Here is a 25829-nt window from a genome sequence, read left to right on the forward strand (position 1 = left end):
GTCTGGCACTTTGATGCCGTAAGGGGGAGGCGTCCATCACATCGGGCTACGGGTTTACAGCCGCTTGTAGGCCAGTAGCCCGGACAGATGCGCAGCATCGCCTCCGGGAAAAGCGCGTGCAATGTCGTTAGTTTTTACTCAAATCACTCAGCAGAAAGGCAATACTCTGCCCGGCCACCGTCTGTTCGAGGGCGATTTTGACAATGATCGTCAGCGGTACCGAAAGCAGCATCCCTACCGGACCCAGCAGCCAGCCCCAGAAAATCAACGACAGGAAGACCACCAGCGTCGATAACCCCAGCCCGCGGCCCATAATGCGTGGTTCAAGGATGTTGCCGAACACCAGGTTAATCACCAGATAGCCCGCCAGGACCACCAGCGCTTCGTACAGACCGCCGAATACCAGCACCTGTAAAATCGGCGGGATCGCCGCGAGGACCGAGCCAATATTCGGAATATAGTTGAGAGCAAAAGCCAGCAGCCCCCACATAAAGGCAAAGCGAACGTCCAGCAGCACCAGCATTCCCCAGACTACCAGTCCGGTCACCAGGCTGATGGCGGTTTTTAATACAAGGTAGTGGGAGACGCTATCCAGCGCCCGTTGAATCGCGCCCATGCCTTCCACCGGCCGCGACATCAACTGCTGCAGCTTTGCCGGAAGCTGCGGGACCTCCAGCAGCATAAATACCACCGTCAGCAGCAGCAGGAAGATAGAGGACATGGCGTTTGAAAGCTGGGTAAGCAGACTGGTCACCAGCGTCATCACCGCGTTGGGGTCAATGTACTTATTAAGCTCTACCACCGAGACGGTAAAGCCGAAGCGCTGCAGCCATGGCGCGATAGTCTGCATCGGTTCATAAAGATAATTGCGGTACTGCGGCAGCGTGCGCGCCAGTTCGTTAAGCGAGGTGCCCAGCGAGGCCAGTAGCACCACGGCCAGCAGGACAATGACGCCGACCAGCAGCGAAATAGCCAGTACCCGCGGCACCCGACAGCGCACCATGAGCTGAACCAGCGGGTTAATCACTACCGCCAGAAAGATCGCCAGAATAAAAGGAACGATAATATCCGCCGCGAAGCGAATACCAGTCAGGATGATCACCATCATGCCAAGCATGATGACAATTTTTAAGCCGTTAAGCGTAATGATGGGTTTGGCCATACCGCTCCCTGCGAGAGAAAAAATGGGGTCTAATATGCGTTTATTGTAGACGCTGGCAAAGACAGCGTCTCAACGCGTCGCGTTGGTTAAAATGAAAAGCGCGACCCATGAATAAATAATTGACGAAACGCTATCATAATGGCGAACACCCCAGTAAAAAGCTAATCCAAATCAAATATCCGAGGTAAAGAACTGCAAAGACTTTGAGTTAAATGTGGCGTTATGGTACAAATCTGCGTGTGTATAACTACAGAGGACAATTTTCATCCGCAAATGATGAGAAGCAATACCGCGGATAATTGTAATTTTATGGACAATCAGTTCAGGATGTATATTTCTTATCACCCTGCAGTATCCCTCTTCAACTCCCGCTTCCTCGGCGAGCAGCACTGGCGCTCGGCGCTTTAGTTTTCTTCTCTCTGCCTGAGCTGGCGCGCTGCGCACGGCTAAATTAACGTCAGAATTTTTCCGGTTTACTTCGCAGTAAGCCGTCATGGATTATATTCTCAAGCAGGAGAAGGAATCATGTTTTATTGGATTTTATTAGCTTTAGCTATCGTTGCTGAAATTACCGGCACTTTGTCGATGAAATGGGCAAGCGTAAGCGGCGGGCATACTGGTTTTATTTTAATGCTGGTTATGATCGCGCTTTCCTATATTTTTCTCGCGTTCGCGGTGAAAAAAATCGCCCTCGGCGTAGCCTACGCCCTGTGGGAAGGGATTGGGATTTTACTGATCACCATTTTTAGCGTCCTGTTGTTTGATGAGACGCTGTCGATGATAAAAATCGCCGGGCTGGTCACCCTGGTCGCCGGGATTGTCTTGATCAAATCCGGGACGCAGAAAGCGGTAAAACCAGGCAAGGAGAAAGCGCATGCAACAGTTTGAGTGGATCCACGCCGCCTGGCTGGCGCTGGCGATTGCGCTGGAAATTATCGCCAACGTTTTTCTTAAGTTTTCAGACGGCTTTCGCCGTAAATTCTATGGCGTGATGTCGCTGGCTGCGGTGCTTGGTGCCTTTAGCGCGCTCTCGCAGGCGGTCAAGGGGATTGACCTGTCGGTAGCCTATGCGCTGTGGGGCGGTTTCGGTATCGCGGCGACCATTGCCGCCGGCTGGGTGCTGTTTGGCCAGCGTTTGAACCATAAAGGCTGGATCGGGGTGATCCTGCTGGTGGCCGGCATGGTGTTAATTAAACTCGCCTGATATGATGCCGCCTGCGAATGCGGGCGGCAAAATCTGCTCTCTGTATTACGCTTAAAAAATGAGCCTGTTCGGGCAATTTAGCCACCGGCCGTGATGAGGGCAGAACATGATTCACTTGCCAGGTTGGCGCAATATTCCCTCCGCCAGAACGCTTTCCATCATGATCTTTTTCGCCGGGATCGGCCTCATCGTGTCGGTGGTTTTTCTGCTCTATCTCTCCCAGCATCTGATTGGCCAGAAAGCGAACGAAATTGATAAGCATCGCTCCGTTTTATCGGTTAATGGCGCGGTGCAGACGTCGGTTAACCGCGTGCTGTCGCTGGTTCTGGATAATTCCGTCTGGGATGATGCCGTGAGTCAGACCTATGCCGGAAGGCTCGATCCGCAGTGGCTCTATAATTCCTGGGGTTCTGGTTTCAAGATTAACAATCTCTATGACGGTACTTTCGTACTCGATCAGCACTACCACGTACTGTGGGGATCGTTTCGCAGCCAGCCCTTCTCCGGGCAGGATACGCAGTTTCTCGGCAGCGGCTTCCACGCGCTTATTTCGCAGCATGCCGCCGCGCTGCGCAGCGGTAAAAGCGCCTGGGCTGGCATTACCCGCACCCGCGCCGGTATTGCTTTTATCGGCATCGGCCTGATCCGTCCGACGGTCGGACGCCTGCAGGTGTTTGATGATACCCGCCGCTATCTGGTGATTACCCGCCATATCAACCCGCAAATGCTTGAACGTCTAGGCGATACGTTCCAGATTCGCAATCTGCACGTCACCCAGACCGGTGGCGAATACAGCATTCCGCTACGTACCCAGGCCGGGGAAACCGTGGGCTACCTGAGCTGGCAGCCCGGCCTGCCCGGCGCCGAAGCGTCGCGGGCGGCATCGAACAGCATTCGGCTGATTGCAGCGGTGGCGGCAGGGCTGATCCTGCTGTTTATCCTGTTCAGCTGCCTCGGACTGTACAAACTGGCGCGCGGCGAAAGCGTGGCGCGTCATACCGCCATGACCGACTGGCTGAGCCGCCTGCCTAACCGGCGGGCGCTGATCGAACGGCTTAATCAGGTTTGTGAAAATTCGCGGTATCAGACGCAAAGCGTGGTGTTTATCGATCTCGACGGCTTTAAGGACGTTAATGATAACTACGGTCACGACGTCGGCGATGCGCTGATCCTGCATATAGCGAAGGCGCTGCGGGAGCGGGTTCCCCCGGAAGGGATGCTGGCGCGGATGGGGGGCGACGAGTTCGCAATGACGATAAGCGGCGCAGAGGCGGCCAATCAGGCTTCAGCCTTTGCCCGCGCGGTGCTGGAACTGTTAAACGCACCGATTATCCTGAGCGGACGCAAAATCTATATCAGCGCCAGTATCGGTATTGCCAGCGGCGTGCCGGCAAGCTGCTCCAGCACGGAGCTTTTTCGTCGCGCCGATATTGCTATGTACCACTCTAAAAAGACTGGCAAAGGGCGTACCACCTGGTATGACGAAGCGCTCAGCGACGCGCGGCAGTATCAGCTCAATATCGAGAATGGCATTCGTCAGGGACTGGAGAACGAAGAGTTCGATGTCTGGTATCAGCCGATCGTCAACGCTGATACGCTGGTGATGGAAGGGGTGGAAGCGCTGCTGCGCTGGCCGCGACGCCCGCAGGGGGCGCTGCCGCCGGATGCGTTTATCGGTATCGCCGAAAGCAGCGGCCTGATATACGCCCTCGGTCAATTTGTCCTGCATCGCGCCTGCAGCGATCTGCAGCCGTTAGGCGATCTGCTTCTGTCGGTAAATATCTCCCCGGCGCAGTTCCGCGATCCGGAGTTCGAGTCGCGGGTGGTCCAGGTGCTGGGACGCTGCCATTTTCCGGCCCGTCGCCTTCAGCTTGAGGTTACCGAGAGCTATGTTCTGGAGAATCCCGACCGCGCGAGAACGGCGATTAAAAATTTAAAATCGCTGGGTATCGCGGTAGCGCTCGACGATTTTGGTACCGGCTACTCCAGCATCGGCTACTTACGCAGCTTCAGCTTCGACAGCCTCAAGATCGATAAATCGCTGGCCGGATTGGTGGATGTTGATACCCAGGCCGCAGAGCTGGTGCGCGGTACCGTGAGAATTGCCGGGGCGCTGGACATCACGGTGGTGGCGGAAGGCGTAGAGAATCAAAAACAGCTGGCGCTGCTGCGGCGGGCGGGATGCGACAGATTGCAGGGCTACTATTTTAGCGAACCGATGCCCGTCACGTCGTTACTGCAGCTGCGCCAGCAGCAGGGCTGACCGCTTACTGGGCGGCCAGCGCTTCCAGCTTATCGCGAAAACCGGTCACCGAGATGGCGCGGTTATCCGCTCGCCAGCGATCTTTTGGTCCAGGCGCCGAGCTTTGAACCGCAATCACCTGCCAGCCATCATCAGTTTTCAGCAGCAGCGGCGAGCCGCTATCGCCCGGCAGCGTATCGCACTGATGGGAGAGCACCGATGCCTGCGCCCAGCCGGTGACCACGCAATCCTGATGGGTGTAGAGATTATCCAGATGATCTTCCGGATAGCCAGACTGAGTCACTTTCCGTTCGGCGGTTTTTAGCGCGGCGGTCAGATCGGCTTTGCTGCCGCTAAAAATCGGCACCGGCGTAATGCCGGAAGGGGCGTAGCGCAGCACGATAATGCCAAAATCCCACGGCGCCGCGGCGCTGGGAACTATCCAGCCATCGCCGTCTGCCTTAAGCCGTTTGCCCAGTGAAGGATCTACCCGACCTTCGATGCCGTGAATTTCGTACACCCAGCCGCCTTTACGCGAGATAAAACGCAGCGCGACGGGTTTGTCTGGCTTACCTTTAGGTGGCGTAAGCAGACAGTGCCCGGCAGTGAGCGCCAGATTGGGGGAAATCAGCGTGGCGGTACAGAGATTACCGCTGGCGGTTTCCAGCTGCCCGATAGCATCCCAGGGATCGTCTGTGGGGTCGCTGACGGGTTTACGGTCGTCATGACCAAAAAACAGCGTCTTAATATCTTTCGCACTCATGCCATCATCATCGGCCTGCACCAGCGCAGGGAAAAGACAGATCGAACACAGTAATAACAGTACGTCTCTACGCATATCACTCTCTGGGGAGATAATTATGTCTATTGAAAGTAGCAGCAGATTTAAGTTTATGAAAGTTAAGAACAATTTTAATTAAGCCAGACGGCGGGCTAATCCAGCCAAAAACGCGCCTTCATGACGGATCAATGGTGTTATTTCAAGATGTTAACGCTGTTTGGCCGCGGCGCTATTTCCGCAGAAAAGGGCGGCGGAAGCAACATAAATCGTGTATCCGAACGTACATCAGATGAGGGAACATAACCTGATTTCCGCTTCAGCTTATTCTTAAGTCCATTCAGCAAAAAAAGCCGCTATTGGGTAAAATATGCAATTTCTTCACAGGAAAAACGCACTTCTTTACCTGTTTCTTACTTACTTTCAAAGCGAAACATTTTCTCACCGTAAACGTTGTTATTGCTACCCGCTTGTTGAGCAAACAGAGATGTTATCCCGGCGATGATATCTGCAATGTCTAACACCCGATGTACGGGAGGATTTATGTCTAAACAAGGTATTCGCGCATTAGTTTATGTTTCGGTCGTATCCGCGATGATCTGGGGCGCTACGGGCTATCTACTGGTTGCCGCGGTTCACGTTCTCTAATTCGGGCCCCTCTCCCCGGCGGAGAATATTATCGGGGAGCGGGCCGGGGATATGCTGATTTAAAAAGTTATGCAGTAAAGCGATGGGCTGTGGGCTGAGAGGGTTTTTCGGCCAGACAAAATAGTAGCCTTCGCCGGTAGTTACCGCCGTCGGGAAGGGTAAGGCCAGCAGCCCGGCGCGTATCGCGGGTAGATTAAGCAGCAGATCGCCAATGCTGACGCCGTGCCCGCTCATCGCCGCCATGGTGCCTTGCTCAAGGGTATCAAAGACGATGCCCTGAGCAATATCCGGCGCAGGTCGCTCATAATGCTCGAGCCAGCGCCGCCAGTCACGGCGATCGGTGGACGGATGTATCAGCGTGCAGGCCGCTAAATCTTGCCTGGCCTGCTGCATCATCCCCGGTGCGCAAAGCGGGATTAACCATTCGGCAAAAAGCAGGCTGCAGCGGTTATTATTGCCAAAATTGCCATCTCCCAGGAGGATCGCGCAGTCGAATGGCTCCTGAGTAAAATCGACGCTGTCGCGATCCATCCACAGGCTGCTCATTTCCACTTCCGGTCGCTGGTGCTGCTGGCGAAACTGTTGCAGGACGTCCAATAGCCAGCGCATCGTAAGCGTTGACGGCGCTTTCAGCCGTAGCTTGCCTGCCTGACGACGCAGGGTCTGGCAGGCCCGGTCTATCGATGAAAAACTCTCATTCAGCGCCTTCGCCAGCTGATAGCCGGCATCGGTAAGCGTGACCTTTGGGCCATGGCGAACAAAAAGTCGGCATGCAAACCATGACTCCAGGGTGCTGACGTGGCGACTGACGGCGCCGGGCGTGACGTGCAGCGCCGCGGCGGCCTGACTAAACGAACCAAGCCGAGCGGCGGTTTCAAAAGCGCGCAGTGCGTAGAGCGGCGGCATAGACATTGGCAGAGATTTTCAACATTGAGTAAAACTCACATTCAAACTCACTATAAGTCGTTTTTCAACTCTGAAATCAGAGAGGAAGATAGGGTTTTAATTGGGAAATGGTGAGTTTAAATCATGAATATCTCTTTGCTGACGGCCTACTCTTTGACGGTACTGGCGCTTATTGCCACCCCGGGGCCGGTGGTGGTGTTAGTGACCGGCGCGGCGGCGCGGGAAGGCTTTGCCAGTGCGGTGCGCACGATGATTGGCGGGAATCTGGCTTCTTTAGTGCTGCTGGCCGCTGCTGCTGCGATGCTGAACGGCATAGTGGCGCTTGATCCACGCGCGCTAACGCTGATGGCGACGATCGGGTCGCTGTTTATTATTCGACTTGCGCTGGGGATGTTGCGTGCAGAGCCGGTGAGGCAGGATGCATCGAAAAAGCGTAGTGGGGTGATGGCAGGATTTGCGACCGCGTTAAGCAATCCCAAAGATATCCTGTTTTTTGCCGCGTTTTTTCCGCAGTTTATTCCTGTAACCGACAGCTTCGGTTTTAGCCTGGGGCTCCTGACGGCGGTATGGGTGATGATCGACTTAGGCGTGCTTACGCTCTATATTCTGGCGGTTCGTCGTTGGTTAACGGCGCGTTACGCCCAGCGATTAACAACGGTGTCGGCGTTTTTCCTGCTAATTCTGGCGCTTTACGGCCTGGGCTACAACCTCTGGCAGCTAAGTCTTCAGTAGAGGAAAAAACGGCTGGCGACCAGCGCGCAGATAATCAGCAGGATCAGGATGAGCTCAAAACGGTAGCGCCGCAGCATAGTGCTCTCCGGAAAAAAACGGCGCTGAAGCCAGCGCCGGTATTATATCAATCAATCTCACCCGGGAGATTAAGCAGCCGGTTGGGCAGCAGCTTTAGCGGTATGGTGCCTGGTGGTTTTGTGGTGCTTTTTCGCAGCCTGGGCTTTCTGAGCTACCGGTTTAGCGGCGGCCTTTTTGTGTTTTTTGGCGGCCTGAGCCTTCTGGGTGGCAGCCGGTTTAGCTTCTGCTTTCTTGTGCTTTTTAGCCGCCTGCGCTTTCTGCTCTGCAGCCGGTTTAACAGCGGCTTTATGGTGTTTCTTGTGATGGGTCGCTTTAGCGGTGGTGCTGTGAGTTGCAGCAGCCGGAGCCGGAGTGGCGGTGGTGGCGGCATCGGCAGCGAAAGCGACAGAAGACAGACCCATAGCAGCGGCAACGACCAGAGCTAATACTTTTTTCATTCTGATATCCTCGAAAAGGTTTCTTGTTTCAACCCCACTGCGGGGCCGTTGAAAGAACTATATGCTTGTCTTATCGAGGTTTCCGTGAGTGTTTGGTATCGGCGTGTAACCGTATGTACAACCTGCTCTCACCGGGGATAATTGGGCGCCGGGAGCGGCCCGACGCCCGTAGCTTACAGATACCGCGAGGTGAGGTGCTGGCGGAAAAAGTCGCTGTTAAGGTCTTCCCCGGTCGCATGCTGTATCAGCTGCGAGGTGGTGAAACGGCTGCCGTGCTGCCAGATATTCTGCCGCAGCCAATCGAAGAGGGCGGTAAAGTTACCGTTGGCGATATCGCTTTCTAGCTGCGGTAGCGCCCGTCTGGCGGAAGCCATCAGCTGAGCGGCGTACATAGCGCCCAGCGTGTAGGACGGGAAGTAGCCAAAACCGCCATCGGTCCAGTGGATATCCTGCATACAGCCGTCCCGATAGTTGCCGGTAGTAGACAGTCCCAGCCAGTGCTGCATTTTTTCATCCCACAGCGCCGGAATATCATCAACCTCGATATCGCCATCAATCAACGCACGTTCAATTTCGTAGCGCAGAATGACGTGCGCCGGATAGCTCACCTCGTCGGCGTCGACGCGGATAAAGCCCTGTTTGACGCGCTGATTCCAGGCGATAAAGTTGTCGCGGCTAAAGGCCGGCTGCTCGCCAAAGTACCGGCGTACCGTTGGCAGCAGGCGTTGAAGAAAGGCTTCGCTGCGGCCGAGCTGCATTTCGAAAAACAGGCTTTGCGACTCGTGGATTGCGGTAGAGCGGGCGAGAGCGATGGGCTGATCGATCCAGTTACGCGGTAGATTTTGTTCGTAGCGTGCGTGACCGGTTTCATGAATCACGCCAAACAGCGCGCTGAGCAGATCGTTCTCGTTGTAGCGCGTGGTGATACGCACATCCTGGGGCACGCCGCCGCAGAAAGGGTGGGCGCTGATATCCAGCCGTCCGCCATCAAAATCAAAGCCCAGTACACGCATCGCTTCCAGCCCCAGTTCGCGCTGGTCAGCAATCGGAAACGGCCCTTGAGGTTCGAGAAGTGGCGTTTGCGCCTGCTTTTCAACCACTTTCTCCAGCAGCGTGGGAAGCCATGACTTGAGGTCAGCGAACAGCACATCAAGACGCGTACTGGTCATATCCGGTTCAAAAATATCCAGCAGCGCGTCATAGCGGGAGCAGCCTTTTGCCGCGGCGCGAATCTGCGCCTCTTCGCGGCTCAGCTTGACCACTTCCCGCAGGTTTTCAGCAAAACCCTGCCAGTCGTTCGCCGGGCGCTGGCTGCGCCAGGCGTGCTCGCAGCGGCTCCCCGCCAGCGATTTCGCTTCCACCAGGCTTTCCGGCAGCAGCGCCGCCTGCTCGTACTGACGGGTCATCTCGCGCAGGTTTGCCTGCTCAGCATCGTTCAGCTCTTCCTGAAGCGCATTGCGCAGCCATTCGCCCACTTTTTTATCGGTCAGAATCTGATGTTGCAAAACGCCAAGCTCAGCCAGCGCTTCGCCGCGTGCCGCGCTGCCGCCGGGCGGCATCATGGTGAACATGTCCCAGCCGGCGATGGCGGAGAGGTGCGAAAAGCGGGAAAGGCGCTGGAAGGTCTTTACAAGTGACTGATACGGCGATCTTTTTTCCATATTGTCGGATCCTGTTGGCTGTGTTTGCATAGGTGAGAATGAGGAGTATTCCATCACAATTCCTTTACCTTTCCCACAATGAAAAACCGGGGTGATGCTGACCTGAACGTCAGGCAGCGCTGGAATTGACCATCTGACCACAGCTACAGCTACCCTAATGGAGTAAGGTGGTACAGACGGGTAAGTGATTGCCCGGACGGTTCATCAGCATAATGTCATGATTAATCGATTGCGTATTTTATGTTTGGCTCGAAATAATCCGGATGTACGCAAAATAGCAGTTTCTTTCTCTGTGGTTGGCTAAAATATAAACATAGACAGGCCGCTGATGTGAGGTGGATTATGAATCCGTTTACCTGGCTGTTTATCGCACTGCTTTCTATGGACGCCGTCAGAGAACTGATGGGCATGTCGTCGGTACTGGGAATGTGGTGAACTGCGTGGCCCGCTTCAGGCCACGCAAGCCCGCGTTACTTCAGGCGCTTGTGCAAACAGGCGCCGGTAAGCAGCGCAGCCAGCAGCATCAGCGCAATAAACCCGCCAACGCCGTTCCAGCCGTAATTATGGCAGAACACGCCGCCTAATGTCCCCGCCATGCTGGATCCCAGGTAGTAGCTGAATAAATAGAGCGACGAGGCCTGGCCACGCGCGCGGCGGGCTCGTGGGCCGATCCAGCTGCTGGCGACCGAGTGAGCTGCGAAGAATCCCGCAGAGAACAGCAGCATGCCGATGAAAATCAGCCACAGCGATGAGAATAACGTCATCAACAGCCCGCCGAGCATAACCGCCGTGGAGAACAACATCACCGGGCCGCGGCCATAGCGCACGGTCATCGCACCGGCTTTTGGCGAGCTCCATGTTCCGGTTAAATAGGCCACCGAAAGCAGGCCTACGACCGCCTGGCTTAATGACCACGGCGAGAGCATCAGGCGATAGCCAATATAGTTAAACAGAGTGACGAAGGACCCCATTAACAAAAAACCTTCGAGGAACAGCAGGGGCAGCCCGCGATCGCGCCAGTGCAGACGAAAGTTGATCAGCAGCGTTTTTGGTCGCAGCGAGGTCGGACGGAAGTGGCGCGATTCCGGCAGGATGCGCCAGAACATCAGTGCTGCGGCAAGGGCGAAGCCGCTAATGACCGCCAGCGCAATCCGCCAGCCGAAGAAATCGGTGAATACACCGGTCAGCAGACGACCGCTCATGCCGCCGATGGAGTTACCGCTGATATACAGCCCCATCGAGAATGCCACCACGCTGGGATGGATCTCTTCGCTCAGGTAGGTCATGCCGACCGCCGCCACGCCGCTCAGCGACAGACCAATCAGGGCGCGCATAATCAGGATCCCGTGCCAGCTGGACATCATCGTCGACAGCAGGGAGCAGCAGGAAGCCAGCACCAGCGCCGTCACCATTACCTGTTTGCGGCCAATCGCGTCAGAGAGCGGGCCGGTAAATAGCAGGCCGACCGCCAGCATGGCGGTGGAGATGGACAACGAGATACTGCTGCTGGCTGGTGAGACGCCGAATTCAGTGGAGAGCACGGGCAGGATCGGCTGAACACAATAAAGCAGCGCGAAAGTCGCCAGTCCGGCAGAGAAGAGCGCAAGCGTAACGCGAATAAATTGCGGAGTGCCGCGTTTGATAAACTGGTTTGGCTGAGGAGCGATGGTGTCGCTGACGTCGCTTGCCGGGACGGCGTCAGCGGTAGTTGTACGGCTCACGGAAAAATCCTTGCTGATATACAGAGTTAAATGACCTTGCAGGGCACTTATTAAGGGTATGAAAATGTAAATATTCTGTCTAATATATTAATAATCTCAAATAAGACGTTTTAAATATGAATATTGAGCTGCGTCATCTGCGCTACTTTATTGCGGTGGCGGAAGAACTCCATTTTGGTCATGCGGCGGCGCGGTTGAACATATCTCAGCCGCCGCTTAGCCAGCAGATTCAAATCCTTGAGCAGCAAATTGGCGCACGTCTGTTTGCTCGTACCAACCGCAGCGTTAGCCTGACGGATGCCGGCAAGCAGTTTCTCGCCGATAGTCGGCAGATCCTCTCGCAGGTGGAAGATGCCGCCGCGCGGGCCGCTCGTCTTCACCACGGCGAGACCGGTGAACTACGCATTGGCTTTACTTCGTCGGCTCCCTTTATTAAGGCGGTATCGGACACGTTGTCGACCTTCCGCCATCGCTATCCGGATGTGCATATTCAGACGCGGGAAACCAACACTCGCGAGCAGATTGTGCCGCTAAACGAAGGGGCGCTGGACCTGGGGCTGATGCGTAACACCCAACTGCCGGAAACGCTGGTCTGGGAAAGAGTGCTGCGTGAACCGCTGCTGGCGATGGTGCCCCGGGACCATCCGCTGGCGAGCCAGCCTGGCGTTAGCCTGCGGGAGCTGGCGCGGGAGCCGTTCGTCTTTTTTGATCCTCATGTTGGTACCGGACTGTATGACGATATTCTGGGGTTAATGCGCCGCTACGACCTGACGCCGGTCATCACCCAGGAGGTGGGGGAAGCCATGACCATTATCGGCCTGGTTGCCGCCGGGCTTGGCGTGTCGATTTTACCGGCCTCATTCCGGCGGGTTCAGCTGTCGGAAATGTGCTGGTTGCCCATCGAAGAGCAGGATGCGGTCTCGGAAATGTGGCTGGTATGGTCTAAGCATCGTGAGCAGGGTCAGGCGGCGCGCCGTTTTCGCGAATCGCTGCTGGCCAGCGCCAGGTGATGCATTTAAGACAAATCAGGGCTAAAAATGTGCGGTAAATCACAAGGCTAAGTAAAAATTTGACGAGTACCGTTGAAGTGCTTCACCATAGCCCTCAGTTTATTTCGAAGCGCGAAAATAAAGGGAGTCAACGGTGGTAGCGGACAGTCAGCCAGGCCATATCGATCAAATAAAGCAGACCAACGCGGGCGCAGTTTATCGCCTGATTGATCAGCTTGGCCCGGTGTCGCGCATCGACCTCTCGCGCTTCGCGCAGCTCGCGCCTGCCAGTATCACTAAAATCGTCCGCGAAATGCTGGAAGCGCATCTGGTTCAGGAAACGGAAATCCAGGAGCCGGGAAGCCGTGGAAGGCCCGCCGTAGGGTTGATGGTGGAAACCGAAGCCTGGCACTACCTCTCAATCCGCATCAGCCGCGGCGAAATCCACCTCGCGCTTCGCGATCTGAGCAGCGCGCTGGTGGTGGAAGAGCAGCTGGAGCTGGCATTACAACACGTCCAGCCCTTTGCGACGCGGCTCCTCGATCACGTAGACCAGTTCTTTATTCGTCACCAAAAGAAGCTGGAGCGTTTAACCGCCATTGCCGTCACTATGCCGGGAATTATCGACACCGAGCACGGTATTATTCACCGGATGCCGTTTTATGAAGACGTTAAGGATATGCCGCTGGGTGAGATTTTAGCCAATCATACCGGCGTATCGGTCTATATTCAGCACGACATCAGCGCCTGGACCATGGCCGAATCGCTGTTTGGCGCCTCCAGGGGGGCGCGCGATGTGATTCAGGTGGTTATCGACCACAACGTGGGGGCGGGGGTGATCACCGACGGTCGTCTGCTGCACGCGGGCAGCAGCAGTCTGGTTGAAATCGGCCACACTCAGGTCGACCCGTATGGTAAACGCTGCTATTGCGGCAACCATGGCTGTCTGGAAACCATTGCCAGCGTCGAGAGCGTGCTGGAACTGGCGCAGATCCGCATGGCCAAGTCGATGAGCTCAATGCTGCATCAGCAGCCGCTCAGCGTCGAGTGGCTATGTGAGGCCGCGCTGCAGGGGGATTTACTTGCCCGCGACATTATCAGCGGCGTCGGGAACCACGTTGGGCGGATTCTGGCGATTATGGTTAACCTCTTTAACCCGCAGAAAATCCTTATCGGTTCACCTTTCAACCTCGCCGCTGATATTTTATTTCCGGCAATATCTGATTGCATTCGACAACAATCGTTACCGGCCTACAGCCGACATATTGCCGTTGAAAGCACGCAGTTTTCTAACCGGGGAACGATGGCTGGTGCGGCTCTGGTAAAGGATGCCCTCTATAACGGATCGTTGCTCATACGACTGTTACAGGGTTAACATTTTTTCATATTCACACCAAAAATTGCGCTATCTCAAGCCCGCCCTCGATGGCATCGCGTAGACTTTTTCCACAGTTGATTATTTCTCTCCCGTATATTTCATCAACATAACTGTGGGGTTAGTGATGTTTAAGCGTTTCTTCATAACAGGTACTGACACTTCTGTCGGCAAGACAGTCGTTTCCCGTGCGCTGTTGCAGGCACTCGCTGCCAGCGGCAAAAGCGTAGCCGGGTACAAGCCTGTGGCGAAGGGCAGTAAAGAGACGCCGGACGGACTGCGGAACAAAGATGCGCTGGTTTTACAGAGCGTGTCATCGCTGGTGTTACCGTATGATGCTGTCAATCCCATCGCGTTAAGCGAAGATGAAAGCAGCGTGGCGCATAGTTGCCCAATCAACTACGGTCTGTTGTCGGACGGCCTGCAGCGCATGAGCGCGCAGGTTGAGCATGTGGTGGTCGAAGGTACCGGAGGCTGGCGCAGCCTGATGAACGATCTGCGTCCGCTGTCGGAGTGGGTGGTACAGGAACAGCTGCCGGTGCTGATGGTGGTGGGGATTCAGGAAGGCTGCATCAACCATGCCTTGCTGACCGCACAGGCTATCGCTAACGACGGCCTGCCGCTGATTGGCTGGGTTGCCAATCGTATTAATCCGGGCCTGGCGCATTATGCTGAAATTATCGATGTGCTGAGCAAAAAACTGCCAGCGCCGCTCATCGGTGAATTGCCTTACTTGCCGCGCGCGGAACAGCGCGAACTGAGCCAGTATATCGACTTATCGATGCTCGGCGAGATGATGGCGGTAGATAGAATCCCGGCGTAACGTCCGCGACAGCACCGATGCCAGTACGCTGGCAATCAATAAACCGGGCAGTAAAACGTACTGTCCGGTCATTTCACAAATCATCAGCGTGGACATAATCGGCGCATGGGTTGTCGCCGCCAGAAACGCCGCCATGCCGGTTAAGCCTATCATTATCGCGATCTCCTGGTAATCAGGTAGCCACAGTCCCGTCAGGCTGGCGAACAGCATGCCGATCCCCAGGCCAACAAACAGCGTTGGCGTAAACACCCCCCCCGGCGCGCCGGAACCGCTGCTGGCCAGCACGGCGAGCAGCTTGCAGACAAAGACAAGAATGATAGCGCTGAAGAGCGGCGGCGAAAGCAGATAGCTTTGTACGACACTGTAGCCATTTCCCCAGACGGCCGGCGCGAGAAGCGAGAGCAGGCCGACAATAAGCCCGCCCAGCGCCAGCTGCCAGGGGGGCGACAGACGCAGCCGGACAAAGCAGTGATGGCTATAGCTCATCAGCCAGATAAACAGCGGCCCGCAAAGCCCGGCCAGCAAACCCGTTGCCAGCATTAACCCATAGTGGGTCGCGCGCAGGGTGGCGTGAAACTCAACGTGGTAGAGCGGCGCCGAACTTCCGTTCAGCAGATTGGTGAGCAGCAGGGCGGTTACCGCAGCAATGACGACCGGACCAAGCGACGCCAGCATCAGAGTGCCGAATAAGATCTCGGCGATAAACAGGCTGCCGGCAAGCGGCGCATGGTATGCGCTGGCCATCCCGGCGGCGGCGCCGCAGGCGACCCACAGCTTCCACTCATCTTTTGGCGTAAACCGGCGGGCGAACAGCGAGGCGGCCAGCGCGGCCAGCAGGATCATCGCCCCTTCCCGGCCAATAGCGCTGCCGGTGGTGACCACCAGCAGAGAGGCCAGCGATTTTACCAGGCTGGCCGGGGTATCAAACCCGCCGTCGCCGGTCTCGAGAGCTTCCATGTAGTCGGTTGGCGCGTGCGGACGTTCAACACTGCGGCGCTGCCAGAACCATAGCAGGGCGCCTGCGGCAAGGCCGCCCAGCATTGGCGTTAACAGCCGACGCCATCCGGGCATAGACTCAGCGGCGTTCACCAGACTTCCGCTGTCATTGCTCAGAAACAGGCTTTCCAGTCCCGCCATTGCATGGCGGAACAGGGCAACCGCGAGGGCGGCGAAGACGCCGACCAGCATGGCAATGACCAGACGGCGAAACATAACCTGAACATCAGGATAAGCGTGAAGACGATGCATTAGCGAATACGATTAGCGAAACAGATGGCTTATTTTCTCTGGATATAAAGATATAAGCAAAAGCGATAAGTGCGAATGAAGCGGAAAGGTGACATTGTCACTTGCAGGTGATGCCCGGCTGGCGGGCATCACCTGAGGGAGTTAACGGTAGAGCGGTTTCTCGGCCACCGCACAGGGCAGCCGCACCTGCCATTGCGCCAGCGTCTCTTGCGCCAGCTGGCCAAGAGCCTGATAAAAAGGCTGATTCGCCTCAGCCACAAATACGCTCAGAAAGCGGCCGGACCACGGGAGGAGATGCCAGGCCAGAAGCTGGTTAAAGGCCTCATCCTGAGCAGATTCGCACAGCCAGGCTGCCAGCAGTAGCAGGGTGCCAAAGTGGTCTTCCGGCTCCGAACGTTGTTCGGACAGCGCGATGCCGGTTGCCCGCATCCATTCACGAAGCGCCAGCGTTGAGTCGCCAAACAACACGCTTTCTTTATCCAGCCAGACGGAGCCCCACGGCGGCGCAGGCAGCGCCCACGGACCGATAAACAGCCGCTGCCAGGCTTCCGGTAGCGGTTCATCGTCCTCGCGAGCGAACAGCGCCGCCAGGCCGTCCGTCACCGCGTAGGGCCACTGACTTCGCCAGCTGCCGTCGCGCAGGGCCGCAACCAGCGGAGCAGCCTGCTCGCTGTCCGGCGCAAAAGAGAACAGAGCGCCCAGCGTGCGGGCGCTGAGTGCGACAGCGTCGCGGTCTTGCGATTGCATCATACCATTCCTTACAGCAGAGGGTGCCGCAGCACCCGTTTATTAACCGGCAATCGCCGTACCCACGGTCATATGGAGACCATAAAACAGGCCGCGGCCGATAAACTCGCCGAGCATCACCAGTGCCAGTCCGAGCAGCAAGCTGGCGATGCGCGGATTCTGGCGTCTTGCCAGCGGGCAGATCCAGCAGCCGAGACCCAGCGCCAAAAGAACTAACCGCAGGATTTGCAGCCAGCCATAATAAGGCAGCAGTGCGCTGGCCTGCTGTACGGAGCTGTGGATCTCCGCCAGCTCGCTGTTCTGCAATATGACGACCGCCAGGCTTGCCAGCAGCGCGAGCACGCTCATCGAAGCGAAAACTCTGCCGTTAAACGGCACGTTGGCTACGCGCAGCAGCAGGGCGGCGAAAAGCGGCCCGCACAGCACCATCGTCAGGAAGAATGCGGCGGTGGTATAGGCATTATACCAGGTCGGCACGGTATCAATCTGGTACACCATGGTCATCTCAAGGACGAACAGGCAGCCGAGCAGCATAGTCAGCAGGAGCCAGGCTTTCGCCAGAACCCGCGGCATTTTCCCGAGAATCGTCACCAGCCACCAGAAACCCCCGATGGCGAAAAATAGTGCGCCGCTGGCAATTTCATTGCTTAACGCCGATGATCCCACCCGGTTAAGGGCGTTAAATGCCCGCAGCGGCGAGCCGAGGTGAATGATTGACGCGAGAAAGCCAATCCCCATTATCAGCCAGATAAAAAACATGCCCCGCACCAGGCGCTGCCGGGCTTCGGAGTTGTTATTCAGCGAAAGCCAGCCCAGCCCGCTGACGATAATCGCCCCTGCGACGCTTTGCCCTAGCACCGTAAACAGCACCAGCGGCCATTCATGCCATCCGTTTCCCATTTTATACCTCCTTCGGGTTGGCCAGATAGCCGGTGGTATCGCCGCACGGACGCGCATTGGCGTTCGGTTTGATCACGATACTCGGCCTGGTGAAGTGCGCAGACGGCAGCGGAGCGACGGCGGCCAGCTGACCGTGTTTTTCGCGGAGTTCTTCGATGGGGCCAAAGTCGAGAGCCCTCAGCGGGCAGGACTCGACGCATATCGGTTTTTTACCTTCGGCGACCCGGTCGTAGCAGCCGTCGCATTTGGTCATATGGCCTTTTGCCGCGTTGTACTGCGGCGCACCGTAAGGGCAGGCCATATGGCAGTAGCGACAGCCGATGCATACCTCTTCGTTCACTACCACGAAACCGTCATCGCGCTTGTGCATGGCGCCGCTGGGGCATACTTTCGTGCAGGCCGGATCTGCGCAGTGGTTGCAGGCGATTGACAGGTAATAGGCGAAGACGTTTTGCTGCCACACGCCGTTATCTTCCTGCCAGTCGCCGCCCGCGTATTCGTAGATGCGGCGAAAGCTGACATCAGGCGTTAAGTTTTTATAATCCTTACAGGCCAGCTCGCAGGTCTTACAGCCCGTGCAGCGGGCGGAGTCGATAAAAAATCCATACTGAGCGCTCATGGTTTACTCCTTAAACCTTCTCGATTTCGACCAGATTGGTGTGCTGCGGGTTACCCTTAGCCAGCGGCGAAGGGCGGTGCGTCGTCAGCGTATTGATACAGGAGCCGCGATCGATACGATCGCCATTCATATTGGCATCATGCCAGGCCCCCTGGCCCATCGCCGACACGCCGGGCATGATGCGCGGGGTCACCTTGGCCGGGATCCGCAGTTCGCCGCGGGCGTTGAATACGCGCACCATATCGCCGTTCTTGATCCCGCGTTTTTCGGCGTCCAGAGGATTTAGCCACACCTCCTGACGGCAGGCTGCCTGAAGTATATCCACATTGCCGTAGCTTGAGTGGGTGCGCGCCTTGTAGTGGAAGCCGAACATTTGCAGCGGGAACTTCTCGCGTAAAGGATCATCCCAGCCTTCAAAGGTTGAGGCGTAGACCGGCAGCGGGCTAATGGTTTCGTCCTTTTCGAGCTGCCAGTTTGCGGCGATCTCCGCCAGACGGCTGGAGTAAATCTCGATTTTACCCGACGGGGTTTTTAACGGATTAGCGGCCGGGTCTTTACGGAAGTCGCGATAGGCGACAAAGTGGCCGTTGGGGTCTTTACGTTTATAAATTCCCATCTTTTTCAGTTCGTCATAGCTCGGGAGCGCCGGGTCTTTCGCCAGCATTTTCGCGTATAAATGCTGCAGCCACTGCTCCTGGGTACGGCCTTCGGTAAACTTCTGGTGGACATCCTCGCCAAGCCGTTTTGCCACTTCGCTAAGGATCCAGTAGATAGGTTTGCGCTCAAATTTGGCGGAGGTGACCGGCTGAATGAAAATGAGATAACCCATATTGCCGGCGTAATCGTTGGGAATAATATCTTCCTGCTCGACGGTCATCAGGTCCGGCAGCAGAATATCGGCATATTTGGCCGATGAAGTCATAAAGTTTTCGATAACCACGATCATCTCGCATTTGCTTTCATCCTGCAGGATCTCGTGGGTTTTATTGATATCCGAGTGCTGGTTGATGATGGTGTTGCCGGCATAGTTCCAGAGGAATTTAATTGGCACATCCAGCTTCTCTTTGCCGCGTACGCCGTCGCGGGTGGCGGTCATTTCCGGGCCGCGAGCGATGGCGTCGGTCCAGCTAAAGCAGGAGATGGCGGTTTTAACCGGATTGGTCAGCACCGGCAGGCGTTCAATAGTGATGGTATAGGTGGATTCGCGGGCGCCGCTGTTGCCGCCGTTAATGCCGACGTTGCCGGTCAGTATCGGCAGCATGGCGATCGCTCGGGCCGACAGTTCACCGTTAGCCTGGCGCTGCGGTCCCCATCCCTGGCAAATATAAGCCGGTTTCGTGCTGCCGATTTCCCGTGCCAGCTTGATGATGCGGTCGACGGGAATGCCGGTGATCCGCGATGCCCATTGTGGGGTTTTCGCCGTGCCGTCGTCACCCTCGCCGAGAATATACGCTTTGTAATGCCCGTTCGCCGGGGCATCTGCCGGCAGCGTTTTCTCATCGTAACCGACGCAGTATTTATCGAGGAATGGCTGATCGACCAGATTTTCATTAATCAGCACCCAGGCGATGCCGGCCACCAGCGCGGCGTCGGTGCCGGGGCGAATCGGGATCCACTCATCTTCCCGCCCGGCGGCGGTATCGGTATAGCGCGGGTCGATAACGATCATTCGCGCGTTAGAGCGCTCGCGCGCCTGTTCTAAATAATAAGTGATGCCGCCACCGCTCATGCGGGTTTCTGCCGGGTTATTACCGAACATCACCACCAGCTTGCTGTTTTCAATATCGGAGGTGCTGTTGCCATCATTGCTGCCGTAGGTGTAGGGCATGGCGCAGGCAATTTGCGCTGTACTGTAGGTCCCGTATTGATTCAATGAGCCGCCGTAGCAGTTCATCAGGCGCATTACCGGTGAGGCGGTGGGCGACGAACGCGTCATGTTGCCGCCGACAATCCCCGAAGAGTAGTTAATATAAACGGCTTCGTTGCCATAATCTTTGACGATGCGTTTGAGATTGCCGGCAATCGTATCCAGCGCCTCTTCCCAGCTAATGCGGACAAACTTGCCTTCGCCGCGTTTACCGACGCGCTTCATGGGATAATTAAGGCGATCGGGATGATTAATGCGCCGGCGAATGGAACGGCCGCGCAGGCACGCGCGCACCTGGTGATCGCCATAAATATCCGCGCCGGTATTGTCGGTTTCGACCCAGACGACTTCATCGTCACGCACGTGTGAACGCAGCGCGCAGCGGCTGCCGCAGTTGACCGAGCAGGCCCCCCAGACAATCCGTTCTTCACCGCGCGTAGCGTCTTGCACCGCGGCGGCGGCATTGCGGAGGCTGAAAGGCAGCGATAAACCGCCGGCGGCGAGGGCCAGCGAACCAAGGGCGGTCGATTTGATTAGCGTTCGGCGGGTAAGGCCGTCGGTATGTTCCTGGTTAGACATTGCTCACTCCATGATTTTGTTATAATGGCGTAATGCCAACGCCTGCTTAATGTCGGCGTGGAGAGTGAGGGATCTTACTTAAAACGGAGTAGAGAGATCTTATCCCCGGTCAACCAAGGGATAAGACTTCTCCAGTCATGCGGTGAGGTTACTGCGCGCCGCTGTCGCGGGTGTAGATGATTTTAAAGGTATCGTTGGCGCAGTGGCCGACCACCTGCTCGCCGGGCCGATCGGGCTGGTCGTTCGGGACGATCGCCAGGCTAAAGCCCGATTCCGGGACGCCGTTGTTGATGATTTTCTGCTGAATATCGCTTTTTACCCGCTCGCAGGAATCCGGCGCCGCGAAAGCAGCTGTCGAACCCAGAAGCAGGGCCGCACAGAGCCAGGGGGATAGTTTCATCATAAACTCCTTATTGACGTTATCCAGAATTAAGCATAGCAGAAGTGGTGTAAACAATTGTATTTGCTAATATGATTGTACTATGCACAAAAGGAATCGCGCGTGAAAAAACGGTTTTTGCTGTTACTGGCTGTCGGAGCGCTTAGCGCCTGCGATGAAAAGGAAGCACCTCAGGCCTTCACTCCCGAAATGGCCAGTTTTTCTAACGAATTTGAGTTCGATCCGCTGCGTGGGCCGGTGAAAGAGTTTAGCCAGACGCTGTATGACGAACATGATGAAGTGGTGAAGTGGGTTAAAGGGCGTTTATCCAGCGAAGGGTGCTTTGACCTGCTGGCCTTTGAAGACCTGGAGAACAAAACCGGCGCGGCGCTGGTGCTGGACGCGAACTACTATCTGGATGCGCAAAGCCAGGAAAAACGCCTGCGTTTGCAAGGAAAATGCCAGCTGGCGGAAATGCCTTCGGCGGGCGTGTCGTGGGAAACCGATGATAACGGATTTGTTGTGACCGCTCGCGGCAAGGAGAGCACCGCGACCTACCGCTATGATAGCGAAGGCTATCCGCTGGGTAAAACGACCACCGCTAAAGGCGAGCGTTTTACGGTAAGCTCAACGCCGTCGTCCGATCCGCGCAAAAAGATGGACTACACCGCAGTGAGCATCTTTAATGACCGCACGCTGGGCAACGTAAGTCAGACCTGCGATTACGACGACCACGACAACCCGGTAAGCTGTGAGCTTAAGGTTGTCGACGACAGCGTACAGCCTGCGCTAATCCGCCACTACACCATCAAAAGCACCATTGACTATTACTGAGCCGTCGGTTTCAGCAGCGTCTGGCCCTGTGGTTTATGCTCGGCCAGATACTGGTGTTGGAACAGGCACATACGGATGGTATTGCGGTATTCACCGTTAATAAAGAATTCGTGGATCAGTTCACCTTCCACCATAAATCCGAGCTTGCGGTAGATGTGGATCGCTTTTTCATTTTCTTTATCGACAATAAGGTAGAGCTTATATAAGTTGAGCACCATAAAGCCGTAATCCATGGCGAGCTTAGCGGCGCGGGTGGCCAGTCCTTTGCCCTGATAATCAGGGGAGATGATGATCTGAAACTCAGCGCGACGGTGCACGTGGTTGATTTCAACCAGCTCAACCAGTCCGGCCTTTTCGCCGTCGCATTCAATAACAAAGCGGCGTTCGCTCTGATCGTGAATGTGCTTGTCGTACAGGTCGGAAAGTTCAACAAAGGCTTCATAGGGCTCTTCAAACCAGTAGCGCATAACGCTGGCGTTGTTGTCGAGCTGGTGGACAAAGCGGAGGTCTTCGCGCTCAAGCGGGCGGAGTTTGACGTGATAAGCGTCAGTCATGGGAATACCTGTGTGTTATAGCGAAGTTTTACTGATTATGGCGCCCGCAGGCGCCATACATTACGGAGTAATAGTGCGGCCAGTGCGGCGGTCAAGGCAGCGCAGGGTGTTAGGTTCCCAGTACGCGTTGACGTTCGCGCTCTTCTGGCAGTTGTCCTGGGCATCAAAAGCCACGTCGGCTTTGTCCCACTCTTTTTCGGCGCGCTTGTTGACCTTCTGGCGTAAAGAGCGGGTGTCGTTCCACTGCTCTTTTTCCATCGCGGCCTGCTGGCGGCTCTGGGCGCTGTCGCCGGACTCAATGACCAGCTTGTCCGTTTTGGCGAACGACGATGCGGTAAAGACCATCGCGCTCAGCGCCAGCAGGGCGGTCAGACACCAGCGTTTGTTCAGTGTTGTGTTCATCACGATTTCCTTTAAGTGATCCCCGTGGTGTGAGTTTACTACATCTCCTTTCGACGGCATACCCGACAAAATAGAGTTAACGACGGCCATTATTGCGTAGAATGAGTTAACGCTTGCTCAACTTACGACGTTTTAAATGGTAAAAACCACGCTGCTTTTCTTTGCCACCGCGCTGTGTGAAATCATTGGCTGCTATTTACCGTGGCTATGGTTAAAACGTGGGGCGACGCCCTGGCTACTGATTCCGACCGGCCTGGCGTTGGCGCTTTTTGTCTGGCTGTTGACGCTGCACCCGGAGGCAAGTGGGCGGGTGTACGCCGCTTATGGCGGGGTATATGTTTGCACCGCTCTGCTATGGTTGCGTTTCGTCGATGGCGTCAAACTGAGCCATTATGATTGGGCCGGGGCGCTGGTTGCGCTGTGCGGCATGCTGATTATTGTGGCCGGCTGGGGACGCGCTTAGCCCTTCTTTTCTGTTAAAAAAGCCGGGGTAAATACCGCTATCCCGGCCTCTTTGTCTTGTGCATTAGCCCATTCCTTCTCCGTTTATACCCTCCCTGACCGCGCTGAGATAATGTGATCTGTCGCGTCTTTTTCGATCGTTATACTTGTATGGTAGTAGGTCTGATGTTTTAATTTTGTTCACTAACCGCATAGAAGTAAGGAAGAAGAAATGAAGATCGTTGCCGCTGAAGTTTTCGTCACCTGCCCGGGACGCAACTTCGTCACCCTTAAGATCACCACTGATGATGGTATCGTCGGTTTAGGTGACGCGACGCTAAACGGCCGCGAGCTGTCCGTTGCATCGTATCTGCGGGATCACCTCTGCCCGCAGCTGATTGGCCGCGATGCGCACCGCATAGAAGATATCTGGCAGTTTTTCTACAAGGGCGCCTACTGGCGTCGCGGCCCGGTCACGATGTCGGCGATTTCCGCTATCGATATGGCGCTGTGGGATATCAAAGCGAAGGCTGCGGGTATGCCGCTGTATCAGCTGCTGGGCGGGGCTTCGCGGGAAGGGGTCATGGTTTATTGCCATACCACCGGCCACTCTATTGACGAAGTGCTGGACGACTACGCGCGCCATAAAGAGATGGGGTTTAAAGCGATTCGCGTGCAGTGCGGCGTGCCGGGAATGAAAACCACTTACGGTATGGCGAAAGGTAAAGGCCAGGCCTACGAACCGGCAACGAAAGGCCAGTGGCCGGAAGAACAGCTATGGTCCACCGAAAAGTATCTCGATTTCACTCCGCGCCTGTTTGCCGCCGTGCGCGAAAAGTTTGGTTTTGACGAGCATCTGCTGCACGACATGCACCATCGCCTGACGCCGATCGAAGCGGCGCGTTTTGGCAAAAGCATTGAAGAGTACCGCCTGTTCTGGATGGAAGATCCGACCCCGGCAGAAAACCAGGAGTGCTTCCGTTTAATTCGTCAGCATACCGTCACGCCGATTGCCGTTGGAGAAGTGTTCAACAGCATCTGGGACTGTAAACAGCTGATTGAAGAGCAGCTGATTGACTATATCCGTACCACCATCACTCACGCAGGCGGGATTACAGGAATGCGCCGGATTGCCGATTTCGCCTCGCTTTATCAGGTGCGCACCGGCTCGCACGGGCCGTCCGATCTCTCTCCGGTCTGCATGGCCGCCGCGCTGCATTTCGACCTGTGGGTACCGAATTTCGGCGTACAGGAATATATGGGCTACTCCGAGCAGATGCTGGAAGTTTTCCCGCATAGCTGGACATTTGATAACGGCTATATGCACCCGGGGGAAAAACCAGGACTCGGTATCGAATTTGATGAAAAACTGGCCGCGAAATACCCCTATGAACCGGCTTATCTGCCTGTCGCACGTCTGGAAGACGGCACGTTGTGGAACTGGTAACGAAGGAAATAACAAATGAAAAGTATCGTAATTCGTCAGCCGAATGAACTGGTGATTGAAGAGCGTCCGCTCCCGCAACCTGCCGCAGGAGAAGTACGGGTTAAGGTGAAACTGGCGGGAATATGCGGTTCCGATAGCCATATTTACCGTGGACATAATCCGTTTGCCAAATACCCGCGGGTGATAGGCCATGAATTTTTTGGCGTTATCGACGCCATTGGCGAGGGCGTTACCGACAAAGCCATCGGCCAGCGCGTGAGCGTTGATCCGGTCATTAGCTGCGGTCATTGCTACCCCTGTTCCGTGGGCAAGCCGAACGTCTGCACTTCGTTAGTGGTGCTTGGCGTGCATCGGGACGGGGGGTTTAGCGAATACGCGGTGGTGCCGGCGAAAAATGCCTGGCGGGTGCCTGACAACGTTTCCGACAAGGATGCGGTGATGATTGAGCCTTTCACTATTGCGGCCAACGTTACCGGGCACGTTTCGCCGACCGACCAGGATATTGCGCTGGTATACGGCGCGGGTCCTATGGGCCTGACGACCATACAGGTGCTGAAGCGGGTGTACCGCGTTAAGCAGGTTATCGTTGTCGACCGCATCGATGAACGCCTGCAGATGGCCGAGCGTAACGGAGCGGATTGGGTAATTAACAACAGCAATGAGCCTCTGGCTGACACGCTGAAGGCGCAGGGGATCCTTCCGACGCTGATCATTGATGCGGCCTGCCATCCCTCTATTTTACAAGAGGCGGTTACCCTGGCCTCGCCGGCGGCGAGAATTGTCTTGATGGGCTTCTCGACTGAGCCTTCGCAGGTGGCGCAGCAAGGAATTACGGGGAAAGAACTGTCGATTTTCTCATCGCGGCTTAACGCCAATAAATTCCCCGTGGTCATTGATTGGTTAGAACAAGGGTTAATTGATCCGCAGGAGTTGATTACCCACGAATTTGCGTATCAACACGTTGTTGACGCTCTTGAGCTTTTTGAAAATGACAGAAAACGTTGCTGCAAGGTTTTATTAACCTTCGGGCAATAATAACAGGTGCGGACTTTGTAC

At 55.9% G+C, this 25829-nt stretch carries 27 protein-coding genes; 12 read left to right on the forward strand and 15 right to left on the reverse strand.

Features of this window, described 5'->3' with window-relative positions; translation table 11 throughout:
• Nucleotides 1–127: 127 nt before the first annotated feature.
• Both ABLV11_RS18955 and ABLV11_RS18960 read right to left on the reverse strand, forming a co-directional pair.
• Nucleotides 128–1162: an AI-2E family transporter gene (locus tag ABLV11_RS18955; protein WP_004102517.1), complete on the reverse strand. Its 1035-nt coding sequence runs from the start codon at nucleotides 1160–1162 to the stop codon at nucleotides 128–130.
• Nucleotides 1163–1333: 171 nt separating this feature from the next.
• Nucleotides 1334–1657, reverse strand: a complete 324-nt coding sequence (locus ABLV11_RS18960) for a hypothetical protein (protein ID WP_004102516.1) — start codon at nucleotides 1655–1657, stop codon at nucleotides 1334–1336.
• Between the two features lie 30 nt (nucleotides 1658–1687).
• Here ABLV11_RS18960 and mdtJ point away from each other — a divergent pair, with 30 nt between their 5' ends.
• The 3 genes from mdtJ (at nucleotide 1688) to ABLV11_RS18975 (ending at nucleotide 4629) form a co-directional block, all read left to right on the forward strand.
• Entirely contained in the window at nucleotides 1688–2050 is a 363-nt protein-coding gene (mdtJ, locus tag ABLV11_RS18965) for a multidrug/spermidine efflux SMR transporter subunit MdtJ (protein WP_004102515.1), read from the forward strand.
• On the forward strand, nucleotides 2037–2366 hold the full coding sequence (gene mdtI / locus ABLV11_RS18970) for a multidrug/spermidine efflux SMR transporter subunit MdtI (protein WP_017145776.1): 330 nt from the start codon (nucleotides 2037–2039) through the stop codon (nucleotides 2364–2366). Before mdtJ ends, mdtI begins: the two co-directional genes overlap by 14 nt.
• Nucleotides 2367–2472: 106 nt before the next feature.
• Nucleotides 2473–4629, forward strand: a complete 2157-nt coding sequence (locus ABLV11_RS18975; protein ID WP_105890343.1) for a bifunctional diguanylate cyclase/phosphodiesterase — start codon at nucleotides 2473–2475, stop codon at nucleotides 4627–4629.
• A gap of 4 nt (nucleotides 4630–4633) precedes the next feature.
• Here ABLV11_RS18975 and ABLV11_RS18980 read toward each other — a convergent pair whose 3' ends face one another.
• Entirely contained in the window at nucleotides 4634–5446 is an 813-nt protein-coding gene (locus ABLV11_RS18980; RefSeq protein WP_134882667.1) for a serine protease, read from the reverse strand.
• Between the two features lie 558 nt (nucleotides 5447–6004).
• A complete protein-coding gene (locus tag ABLV11_RS18985; protein WP_224330512.1) occupies nucleotides 6005–6946 on the reverse strand; it encodes a LysR substrate-binding domain-containing protein in 942 nt (313 codons plus the stop codon).
• 117 nt (nucleotides 6947–7063) lie between these two features.
• Here ABLV11_RS18985 and ABLV11_RS18990 point away from each other — a divergent pair, with 117 nt between their 5' ends.
• On the forward strand, nucleotides 7064–7672 hold the full coding sequence (locus ABLV11_RS18990) for a LysE family translocator (RefSeq protein WP_126489189.1): 609 nt from the start codon (nucleotides 7064–7066) through the stop codon (nucleotides 7670–7672).
• A 146-nt stretch (nucleotides 7673–7818) separates the two neighbouring features.
• On the opposite strand, the gene asr is transcribed toward ABLV11_RS18990, so the two are convergent.
• Both asr and ABLV11_RS19000 read right to left on the reverse strand, forming a co-directional pair.
• Nucleotides 7819–8187, reverse strand: coding sequence for an acid resistance repetitive basic protein Asr (gene asr, locus ABLV11_RS18995; RefSeq protein ID WP_023329776.1), 369 nt, complete (start codon nucleotides 8185–8187; stop codon nucleotides 7819–7821).
• A 173-nt stretch (nucleotides 8188–8360) separates the two neighbouring features.
• A complete protein-coding gene (locus tag ABLV11_RS19000; protein ID WP_348855643.1) occupies nucleotides 8361–9848 on the reverse strand; it encodes a carboxypeptidase M32 in 1488 nt (495 codons plus the stop codon).
• A gap of 342 nt (nucleotides 9849–10190) precedes the next feature.
• Between ABLV11_RS19000 and ABLV11_RS19005 the strand changes: the two genes are divergently transcribed.
• Nucleotides 10191–10283, forward strand: coding sequence for a hypothetical protein (locus tag ABLV11_RS19005; RefSeq protein WP_004102479.1), 93 nt, complete (start codon nucleotides 10191–10193; stop codon nucleotides 10281–10283).
• A gap of 35 nt (nucleotides 10284–10318) precedes the next feature.
• On the opposite strand, the gene ABLV11_RS19010 is transcribed toward ABLV11_RS19005, so the two are convergent.
• Complete coding sequence (locus ABLV11_RS19010; protein WP_348855644.1) at nucleotides 10319–11569, reverse strand: MFS transporter; 1251 nt, start codon at nucleotides 11567–11569, stop codon at nucleotides 10319–10321.
• 116 nt (nucleotides 11570–11685) lie between these two features.
• On the opposite strand from ABLV11_RS19010, the gene ABLV11_RS19015 reads away from it, so the two are divergent.
• The 3 genes from ABLV11_RS19015 to bioD all read left to right on the forward strand — a co-directional run bounded on the left by ABLV11_RS19015 (nucleotide 11686) and on the right by bioD (nucleotide 14756).
• Entirely contained in the window at nucleotides 11686–12579 is an 894-nt protein-coding gene (locus ABLV11_RS19015) for a LysR family transcriptional regulator (protein ID WP_004102475.1), read from the forward strand.
• A 133-nt stretch (nucleotides 12580–12712) separates the two neighbouring features.
• The gene (gene mlc / locus ABLV11_RS19020; protein ID WP_004102473.1) at nucleotides 12713–13933 is read left to right on the forward strand and encodes a sugar metabolism global transcriptional regulator Mlc; all 1221 of its coding nucleotides are present in this window, start codon (nucleotides 12713–12715) and stop codon (nucleotides 13931–13933) included.
• Nucleotides 13934–14060: 127 nt separating this feature from the next.
• Nucleotides 14061–14756, forward strand: a complete 696-nt coding sequence (bioD, locus tag ABLV11_RS19025; RefSeq protein ID WP_004102470.1) for a dethiobiotin synthase — start codon at nucleotides 14061–14063, stop codon at nucleotides 14754–14756.
• Here bioD and clcB read toward each other — a convergent pair.
• The 6 genes from clcB to ABLV11_RS19055 form a co-directional block, all read right to left on the reverse strand.
• The gene (gene clcB / locus ABLV11_RS19030; protein WP_050544733.1) at nucleotides 14709–16004 is read right to left on the reverse strand and encodes a voltage-gated ClC-type chloride channel ClcB; all 1296 of its coding nucleotides are present in this window, start codon (nucleotides 16002–16004) and stop codon (nucleotides 14709–14711) included. The genes bioD and clcB overlap by 48 nt on opposite strands.
• 141 nt (nucleotides 16005–16145) lie before the next feature.
• On the reverse strand, nucleotides 16146–16754 hold the full coding sequence (gene dmsD, locus ABLV11_RS19035; protein ID WP_163529251.1) for a Tat proofreading chaperone DmsD: 609 nt from the start codon (nucleotides 16752–16754) through the stop codon (nucleotides 16146–16148).
• Between the two features lie 39 nt (nucleotides 16755–16793).
• A complete protein-coding gene (locus ABLV11_RS19040; RefSeq protein WP_105890336.1) occupies nucleotides 16794–17651 on the reverse strand; it encodes a DmsC/YnfH family molybdoenzyme membrane anchor subunit in 858 nt (285 codons plus the stop codon).
• 1 nt (nucleotide 17652) lies between these two features.
• On the reverse strand, nucleotides 17653–18270 hold the full coding sequence (locus tag ABLV11_RS19045) for a DMSO/selenate family reductase complex B subunit (protein WP_004102463.1): 618 nt from the start codon (nucleotides 18268–18270) through the stop codon (nucleotides 17653–17655).
• 10 nt (nucleotides 18271–18280) lie between these two features.
• Entirely contained in the window at nucleotides 18281–20716 is a 2436-nt protein-coding gene (ynfE, locus tag ABLV11_RS19050) for a selenate/tellurate reductase subunit YnfE (protein ID WP_004102461.1), read from the reverse strand.
• Between the two features lie 148 nt (nucleotides 20717–20864).
• The gene (locus ABLV11_RS19055) at nucleotides 20865–21116 is read right to left on the reverse strand and encodes a DUF1161 domain-containing protein (RefSeq protein WP_004102460.1); all 252 of its coding nucleotides are present in this window, start codon (nucleotides 21114–21116) and stop codon (nucleotides 20865–20867) included.
• Nucleotides 21117–21218: 102 nt separating this feature from the next.
• Between ABLV11_RS19055 and ABLV11_RS19060 the strand changes: the two genes are divergently transcribed.
• The gene (locus tag ABLV11_RS19060; RefSeq protein WP_017145784.1) at nucleotides 21219–21929 is read left to right on the forward strand and encodes a YnfC family lipoprotein; all 711 of its coding nucleotides are present in this window, start codon (nucleotides 21219–21221) and stop codon (nucleotides 21927–21929) included.
• Here the strand turns inward: ABLV11_RS19060 and speG are convergent.
• Complete coding sequence (gene speG, locus ABLV11_RS19065) at nucleotides 21923–22483, reverse strand: spermidine N1-acetyltransferase (protein WP_004102449.1); 561 nt, start codon at nucleotides 22481–22483, stop codon at nucleotides 21923–21925. The two genes, ABLV11_RS19060 and speG, sit on opposite strands and share 7 nt — an antisense overlap.
• Nucleotides 22484–22543: 60 nt before the next feature.
• Nucleotides 22544–22885 carry a DUF1283 family protein gene (locus tag ABLV11_RS19070; protein ID WP_004102447.1) on the reverse strand — a complete coding sequence of 114 codons (342 nt, stop codon included), beginning with the start codon at nucleotides 22883–22885 and terminating at the stop codon, nucleotides 22544–22546.
• Nucleotides 22886–23021: 136 nt separating this feature from the next.
• Here ABLV11_RS19070 and ABLV11_RS19075 point away from each other — a divergent pair, with 136 nt between their 5' ends.
• The 3 genes from ABLV11_RS19075 to ABLV11_RS19085 all read left to right on the forward strand — a co-directional run bounded on the left by ABLV11_RS19075 (nucleotide 23022) and on the right by ABLV11_RS19085 (nucleotide 25808).
• Complete coding sequence (locus ABLV11_RS19075) at nucleotides 23022–23348, forward strand: YnfA family protein (protein WP_004102445.1); 327 nt, start codon at nucleotides 23022–23024, stop codon at nucleotides 23346–23348.
• A 210-nt stretch (nucleotides 23349–23558) separates the two neighbouring features.
• Nucleotides 23559–24773 (forward strand): starvation-sensing protein RspA, encoded by a 1215-nt coding sequence (gene rspA, locus ABLV11_RS19080; protein WP_004113339.1) that lies wholly within the window; start codon nucleotides 23559–23561, stop codon nucleotides 24771–24773.
• Between the two features lie 15 nt (nucleotides 24774–24788).
• Nucleotides 24789–25808, forward strand: coding sequence for a Zn-dependent oxidoreductase (locus tag ABLV11_RS19085; protein ID WP_004113338.1), 1020 nt, complete (start codon nucleotides 24789–24791; stop codon nucleotides 25806–25808).
• The last annotated feature ends 21 nt before the right edge of the window (nucleotides 25809–25829 follow it).

Source organism: Klebsiella sp. GW_Kp181, assembly GCF_040062315.1.
In the GTDB taxonomy this organism is placed as follows: Bacteria; Pseudomonadota; Gammaproteobacteria; order Enterobacterales; family Enterobacteriaceae; genus Klebsiella; species Klebsiella oxytoca.

Bases quoted from the DNA above. Each gene is read 5' to 3' on its own strand.
- rspA (WP_004113339.1), top strand. From the start codon at position 23,559: ATGAAGATCGTTGCCGCTGAAGTTTTCGTCACCTGCCCGGGACGCAAC.
- mdtJ (WP_004102515.1), top strand. From the start codon at position 1,688: ATGTTTTATTGGATTTTATTAGCTTTAGCTATCGTTGCTGAAATTACC.
- ABLV11_RS18985 (WP_224330512.1), bottom strand. From the start codon at position 6,946: ATGTCTATGCCGCCGCTCTACGCACTGCGCGCTTTTGAAACCGCCGCT.
- dmsD (WP_163529251.1), bottom strand. From the start codon at position 16,754: ATGATGCAATCGCAAGACCGCGACGCTGTCGCACTCAGCGCCCGCACG.
- ABLV11_RS19005 (WP_004102479.1), top strand. From the start codon at position 10,191: ATGAATCCGTTTACCTGGCTGTTTATCGCACTGCTTTCTATGGACGCC.
- ABLV11_RS18960 (WP_004102516.1), bottom strand. From the start codon at position 1,657: ATGACGGCTTACTGCGAAGTAAACCGGAAAAATTCTGACGTTAATTTA.
- ABLV11_RS19085 (WP_004113338.1), top strand. From the start codon at position 24,789: ATGAAAAGTATCGTAATTCGTCAGCCGAATGAACTGGTGATTGAAGAG.
- ABLV11_RS18990 (WP_126489189.1), top strand. From the start codon at position 7,064: ATGAATATCTCTTTGCTGACGGCCTACTCTTTGACGGTACTGGCGCTT.
- ABLV11_RS19045 (WP_004102463.1), bottom strand. From the start codon at position 18,270: ATGAGCGCTCAGTATGGATTTTTTATCGACTCCGCCCGCTGCACGGGC.
- ABLV11_RS18975 (WP_105890343.1), top strand. From the start codon at position 2,473: ATGATTCACTTGCCAGGTTGGCGCAATATTCCCTCCGCCAGAACGCTT.
- clcB (WP_050544733.1), bottom strand. From the start codon at position 16,004: ATGCATCGTCTTCACGCTTATCCTGATGTTCAGGTTATGTTTCGCCGT.
- ABLV11_RS19000 (WP_348855643.1), bottom strand. From the start codon at position 9,848: ATGGAAAAAAGATCGCCGTATCAGTCACTTGTAAAGACCTTCCAGCGC.
- mdtI (WP_017145776.1), top strand. From the start codon at position 2,037: ATGCAACAGTTTGAGTGGATCCACGCCGCCTGGCTGGCGCTGGCGATT.
- speG (WP_004102449.1), bottom strand. From the start codon at position 22,483: ATGACTGACGCTTATCACGTCAAACTCCGCCCGCTTGAGCGCGAAGAC.
- bioD (WP_004102470.1), top strand. From the start codon at position 14,061: ATGTTTAAGCGTTTCTTCATAACAGGTACTGACACTTCTGTCGGCAAG.
- ABLV11_RS19015 (WP_004102475.1), top strand. From the start codon at position 11,686: ATGAATATTGAGCTGCGTCATCTGCGCTACTTTATTGCGGTGGCGGAA.
- asr (WP_023329776.1), bottom strand. From the start codon at position 8,187: ATGAAAAAAGTATTAGCTCTGGTCGTTGCCGCTGCTATGGGTCTGTCT.
- ynfE (WP_004102461.1), bottom strand. From the start codon at position 20,716: ATGTCTAACCAGGAACATACCGACGGCCTTACCCGCCGAACGCTAATC.
- ABLV11_RS18955 (WP_004102517.1), bottom strand. From the start codon at position 1,162: ATGGCCAAACCCATCATTACGCTTAACGGCTTAAAAATTGTCATCATG.
- ABLV11_RS19040 (WP_105890336.1), bottom strand. From the start codon at position 17,651: ATGGGAAACGGATGGCATGAATGGCCGCTGGTGCTGTTTACGGTGCTA.
- ABLV11_RS19070 (WP_004102447.1), bottom strand. From the start codon at position 22,885: ATGAACACAACACTGAACAAACGCTGGTGTCTGACCGCCCTGCTGGCG.
- ABLV11_RS19075 (WP_004102445.1), top strand. From the start codon at position 23,022: ATGGTAAAAACCACGCTGCTTTTCTTTGCCACCGCGCTGTGTGAAATC.
- ABLV11_RS18980 (WP_134882667.1), bottom strand. From the start codon at position 5,446: ATGCGTAGAGACGTACTGTTATTACTGTGTTCGATCTGTCTTTTCCCT.
- ABLV11_RS19055 (WP_004102460.1), bottom strand. From the start codon at position 21,116: ATGAAACTATCCCCCTGGCTCTGTGCGGCCCTGCTTCTGGGTTCGACA.